Annotated in this window: 7 protein-coding genes; all 7 read right to left on the bottom strand. The window is 37.1% G+C overall.

Annotation, left to right across the window (positions count from 1 at the left end; genetic code table 11):
- Positions 1-705, bottom strand: a 705-nt coding sequence (locus Q8907_11960; protein ID MDP4274984.1) for a TonB-dependent receptor plug domain-containing protein, incomplete at its 3' end; no start/stop codon positions are given.
- Between the two features lie 287 nt (positions 706-992).
- On the bottom strand, positions 993-2,042 hold the full coding sequence (queA, locus tag Q8907_11955; protein ID MDP4274983.1) for a tRNA preQ1(34) S-adenosylmethionine ribosyltransferase-isomerase QueA: 1,050 nt from the start codon (positions 2,040-2,042) through the stop codon (positions 993-995).
- A gap of 52 nt (positions 2,043-2,094) precedes the next feature.
- Positions 2,095-2,775 (bottom strand): tRNA pseudouridine(55) synthase TruB, encoded by a 681-nt coding sequence (truB, locus tag Q8907_11950; GenBank protein MDP4274982.1) that lies wholly within the window; start codon positions 2,773-2,775, stop codon positions 2,095-2,097.
- Position 2,776: 1 nt separating this feature from the next.
- The gene (locus Q8907_11945; protein MDP4274981.1) at positions 2,777-3,559 is read right to left on the bottom strand and encodes an undecaprenyl-diphosphate phosphatase; all 783 of its coding nucleotides are present in this window, start codon (positions 3,557-3,559) and stop codon (positions 2,777-2,779) included.
- Between the two features lie 70 nt (positions 3,560-3,629).
- On the bottom strand, positions 3,630-3,902 hold the full coding sequence (locus Q8907_11940; GenBank protein ID MDP4274980.1) for a DUF3098 domain-containing protein: 273 nt from the start codon (positions 3,900-3,902) through the stop codon (positions 3,630-3,632).
- A 12-nt stretch (positions 3,903-3,914) separates the two neighbouring features.
- Positions 3,915-4,793, bottom strand: a complete 879-nt coding sequence (locus Q8907_11935) for a permease-like cell division protein FtsX (protein ID MDP4274979.1) — start codon at positions 4,791-4,793, stop codon at positions 3,915-3,917.
- A gap of 151 nt (positions 4,794-4,944) precedes the next feature.
- Positions 4,945-5,653 (bottom strand): branched-chain-amino-acid transaminase (gene ilvE, locus Q8907_11930; GenBank protein ID MDP4274978.1); only part of this gene is annotated, 709 nt, incomplete at its 5' end.

The following is a 5,653-nucleotide window of genomic DNA, read 5'->3' as shown; positions in this document are numbered from 1 at the left end:
ATTGAATTGCCATGAAAAGCGCGGACATAAAGTATAGTTGAAATAAGGCTCAACGGTTTTGCCATAAGCCGTATCGGCTGACAAATCATAACCATTGGTTGAATACCGGTCCAGAAAGAGTGAGAAAGCGGTATTCTTCCCCTTAGCAGAGATATTTCCGGCCAGGTCGTTTGTCTGGTTTGTCTCATAACGGCCGGAAAAGTTGACCGTTGTTTTTTCCGGATTTTCAGTGATGATGTTGACTACTCCGGCTAAAGCGTCTGAACCATAAAGACAGGAAGACGGGCCCTTGACAATTTCAATTCGTTTCACGTTTCCAAGAGCAAAGCGGGTAAGATCAAGTACTCCGTTATTCCTTCCCAGGACAGGTTCCCCGTCAATTAATATCAGGGTATAGGCAGGATCAAATCCCTGGACTTCCAGTCCTGTGCCATAAGCTTTGTACACAATGTTCAGACCAGTTTGTTGGGCCAGTATGTCATTCAGCCGAAGCGATCCCAAACTGGATATTTCCCTTTTGGAAATAAAGGTTACGGGCATAGGTTCGGAACCCAGGATCCTGTCGGTGCGGGTTGCAGTAACTGTTACTTCGCCAAGCTTTACCACTTTTGAGGTATCAGGAACACAGATTATGGGTATTGCCCGTAATGAGTAACTAAAAATGGTGAATATGATATACAAATATAATTTGGGAACGAACTTCATTGATGATTCCTGTCGTTTTTCTTTTGCTACAAATGCTTTAACCGGGTCTTGATTTTAAAGCTTATTTTCTACCATTGACCCTCTTAAATTTTACGTTACAAAAATCTTTCAAATGGACTTTTTATACAATCCCTATTTATTATGATTTTTTATTCACAGTGACCCTTTAAATAAGTTAAAGTAATGCAGGAATTGGAATTTTTTAGGATCAGGTGTTGCGATAAGTTTAAAAAAAAACGGAAATCCATTATAATGGATTTCCGTTTTTTTTTTTAACTTTTATTATCCTAGAGAATAAGCATAGCATCTCCATAGGTCCCAAAGCGATATTTTTCTTTAATGGCCAATTTATAAGCTTCCAATAGAAAATCAAAGCCTGCGAATGCCGAAACCACCATCAAAGGGGTGGAAAGGGGCAAATGGAAATTGGAAATCATACAAGTAGGAACGCTAAAATCGTAAGGAGGGAAAATAAACTTATTGGTCCAGCCATCGTAAGGTTTCAAGAAACCATCGGTAGAAACAGAACTTTCGAGTGTACGTAATACACTGGTTCCCACACTGCAGATATTCTTTTTATTTTCTTTAGCCAAATTGATGATTTCCGCATCTTTTTCAGGAATAATAATACGTTCGGAATCCATCTTATGCTTGGTAAGATCTTCCACATCCACAGTCCTGAAATTGCCGAGACCAATGTGCAGGGTGATTTCTGCAAAGTCAACTCCTTTTATTTCCAGCCTTTTCACCAGCTCCCTGCTGAAATGAAGACCGGCCGAGGGTACGGCAACAGCCCCTTCATATTTTGCAAAAATAGTCTGGTATCTATCTTTATCTTCCGGTTCAACATTACGCCTGATAAATTTAGGCAGAGGAGTCTGTCCAAGGCTGTATAATGTTTTTTTAAATTCTTCATAAGATCCGTCAAAAAGAAAACGGAGTGTTCTTCCCCTGGAAGTGGTATTATCAATAACCTCAGCAACCAGGATATCGTTTTCGCCGAAATACAGCTTATTGCCAATACGTATCTTACGTGCAGGATCAACGAGGACATCCCATAACCGTTGTTCTTTATTTAATTCCCGTAAAAGAAAAACTTCAATTTCGGCGCCGGTTTTTTCTTTATTTCCATATAAGCGGGCAGGAAAGACTTTGGTGTTGTTCAGCGTCATCACATCACCTTCATCAAAATAATCAATAATATCTTTGAAGATTTTATGTTCAATTTTGTGTGTATCCCGGTGAATAACCATCAAACGGGATTCGTCCCGGTTAGGTGCAGGATGCTGAGCAATCAAATCAAGAGGTAAATTGTATTTATACTGTGATAACTTCATATATAGATAAATTAAATTTTAACTAAAATTTTTCAGCCCCCAGAATAACTAACTAAAGATATAATTTATTTTCAAATTCATCAATAGTCAATGCTTCAGAAAGTTTGAAATTACCGATCGCCGTTCTTTCCAAAGCGACCAGGTAAGCACCGCTGTGTAACAGGGAACCTATATCTCGTGCCAATGCCCTGATATAAGTACCTTTACTGCAAACTACCCGGATCTTCAATAAGGGTTTATCAAAACTTAACAATTCTATCCGGGAAATGTTTATTTTATTTGGGGCCAATTCAACTTTTTCGCCTTTCCGGGCTGAAACGTATGCTCTTTCTCCATTCAAACTTTTTGCTGAAAACTGGGGAGGGACCTGCAAAATATCTCCGGTCATCTTTTTCAGGACATCTTCAACCAATTCCTTTGAAATATGGTCAGTAGGAAATTCCTTATCCACCTTTGTTTCCAGATCAAAAGAAGGAGTTGTTTTGCCCACCTCGAGGGTGGCAATATATTCTTTCTCCTGCCCTTGAAATTGTTCGATTTCTTTAGTCGCTTTCCCGGTACAAATTATTAATAAACCTGTAGCCAGAGGATCAAGTGTACCGGCATGCCCCACTTTGATTTTCTTTACCTTACAATATTTCTGGACTAAACATCTTACTTTTTTCACCAAATCGAAAGATGTCCATCGATATGGTTTATTTAAAAGAATGACTTCTCCTTCAACAAAATTCATACTACCCCACCAGGTTTAAGTCGTATCCAAGTAAGAGGAAAACGAGTATAAGCAAACCAACAACTATCCTGTAATATCCAAAAAGTTTGAACCCGTGGTTAGTTAAAAAAGAGATAAAAGTCTTAATAGCAACCATCGCAACCACAAAAGCAACCAGGTTTCCCACCAGCAACATGTCCAACCTTGAAATATCAATCAACTTATAAGTTTTATAAAGTTTCAGTACAGAAGCGCCGAACATGGTGGGCACAGCCAGGAAAAAAGAAAATTCAGCTGCATTTTTCCGGGTTAATTTTTGCTGCATTCCGCCAATAATGGTGGCTGCCGAACGTGAAACGCCAGGAATCATTGAAATAACCTGAAAGAAACCAACTTTTAATGCTTTCTTGTAAGTCATCTCCTGATTGTCATCCGGATGTTTAAACCAATTGTCGACAAAAAGAAGGATAATTCCGCCCAATACCAGTGATACGGCTACAACAACGACATTGCCTAAAAGTGAATCAATAAAATTATTCAGTAAAAAACCGATAACCGCTGCAGGTAAAAAAGCAACAAATAATTTGTAATAAAACTCAAGAGTTTGAAAAAATCTTTTCCAATAAAGTACAATCACTGAAAGAATTGCCCCAAACTGTATATTAACGATAAATGCATTAATAAACGGAGTACTGGGCAAACCCAATAATTTTTCCGTAATAATCATGTGACCTGTTGAAGAAATTGGCAAAAACTCAGTAATACCCTCAACAATACCTAAAATAATGGTTTGAATAATACTCATGAAAATAAATTAACGCAGGCCCATAAAATCCTGATGATATGAAATATTTTTATAAAATAATAGGGAAAATTTATTCTTCTTTGGGTTTCTTCATAATTGCCCAGATCTCAAATAAAAAGCCGAATAAAACCACAACCGGAGCAAGGGTTACCCGTCGAAAACTAAAAATATCCTTGCTGTTAAACACTTTAGGATCGGGCGATTTTCCGCCGGTCATTAATAAAAAACCTATCACTATTATAGCCAAACCTAACAATAAAAGATAATAATTCCCTTTTTCTAAAGCGAAACTGGGTTTGTCTTGTTGAGCATTCTTAACAACCGATGTTTTTTTTGTTTCCATAATTGTCATAATTTAATAATATAAATCGTCTTCTTTCAGTCTCAAATATTTATTAATTGCAAAATAAGTAGCAATGGTATTAATGACTATGCCAACTACCAAAACAGAAGCAAATACTAATATTAACATCCCGGGATCCTGAAAAGAAATAAAGTCCCTGATTTCTTTCTGAGCAAAATAAAATGTACTTACAAGTAGCGCTATAGCAATAATTGAACCATAGATTCCATGCAAAATACTTTTATACAAAAAAGGTTTCCGAATAAATGAATTGGTAGCCCCAACCAGTTGCATGGTATTAATAAGAAAACGGCGGGCATAAACCGAAAGCCTGATGGTATTATTAATAAGTGCAACAGCAATTAAAGCAAGCAATCCACTAAAAGAAAGCAAAATCAAGCTGATCTTTCTTATATTTTCATTGACCAATCCCACCAGGGATTTTTGATAATAAATTTCTTTAACCTGAGGATAGGTTTTAATCTCTTGTTCAATCTTTTTCAAACTGTCAGGATTGGCATATTGTGCATGCAAATTGACATCAATGGATGAAAGTAAAGGATTATAACCCAGAAAATCGACAAAATCCTCTCCCAGTTCTCTTTGCAGATCTTTAGCTGCCTCTTCTTTAGTTACATATTTTGTGGCTTTCACAAATGGAGTGGCTTCAAGATTCTTTCTTAACTGGATAATATCAGCTTCACTGACCTGATCATTTAAAATAACGGAAAAACCTATATTTTCTTTTACATAGTCGGAAAGTTTTTGGGCATTAAAAAGCAAAAGAGCCAATAATCCGATCATATACAACACAAGCGAATTGCTGATGATTGATGTAAAATATGAGCTGCGAAGCTGTAGCTTACTGATTTTTGTTTCTTTAAACTTCATCAAAGCTTAATCAAGTTTATTCCTAATTTTAAAAATACAAAAGTAACAAGTTTTCTAAAGAGCTTACAGAAAAGGTACAAAAATGTTTAAAGTTAAAAAAAGCGGTCTTAAATAAAAAACCGCTTTCTATAATGATTATTGAAAAATAAAATTATTTCACTTCTTCGACCCAGCCAAATTTATCGGATTCATCGCCATATTGAATAGCCCTTAAGCGGTTGTATAATTTGGTACAAACCGGACCAACCTCCCCGTTTTTACAAAAATGATAGCTTGTGTTACTTTCCGGATCAAAGATTTTATCAATAGGACTAATTACAGCAGCTGTGCCACATGCACCCGCTTCATCAAAAGTTGCCAGTTCTTCAACCGGGATTTTCCTTTTTTCAACCGTTAAGCCCATATCCTTGGCTAAGGCCATCAAACTTTTATTGGTAATTGAAGGCAGAACAGAACGCGATTCGGGAGTAATGTAAGAATTACCGCGTACACCAAAGAAATTAGCCTGTCCACATTCATCGATATATTTCTTCTCTTTGGCATCAAGATACAAAACCGATTCGTAACCCTCATCATGTCCCTGCTGCAAAGAAAGAAGACTGGCAGCATAATTGCCCCCAACTTTGATATGACCGGTTCCCAGCGGAGCAGCACGGTCGTAATCCCGGCAGATTAATACATCTATAGGTTTAAATCCATCTTTGAAATATGGGCCAACCGGAGTAACAAATACAACAAAACAATATTCTCCTGCAGGTTTAACACCAACTTCAGCTCCTGTACCAATCAGAAGAGGGCGTACATAAAGTGATGCACCCGACTCATAAGGAGGAACATATTTTTCATTTAACTTGATGACT

This window comes from Bacteroidota bacterium (assembly GCA_030706565.1).
Taxonomy (GTDB): domain Bacteria; phylum Bacteroidota; class Bacteroidia; order Bacteroidales; family JAUZOH01; genus JAUZOH01.
Note: the sequence above shows the minus strand (reverse complement) of the source record. Positions and strands in the feature narration are given on the sequence as shown.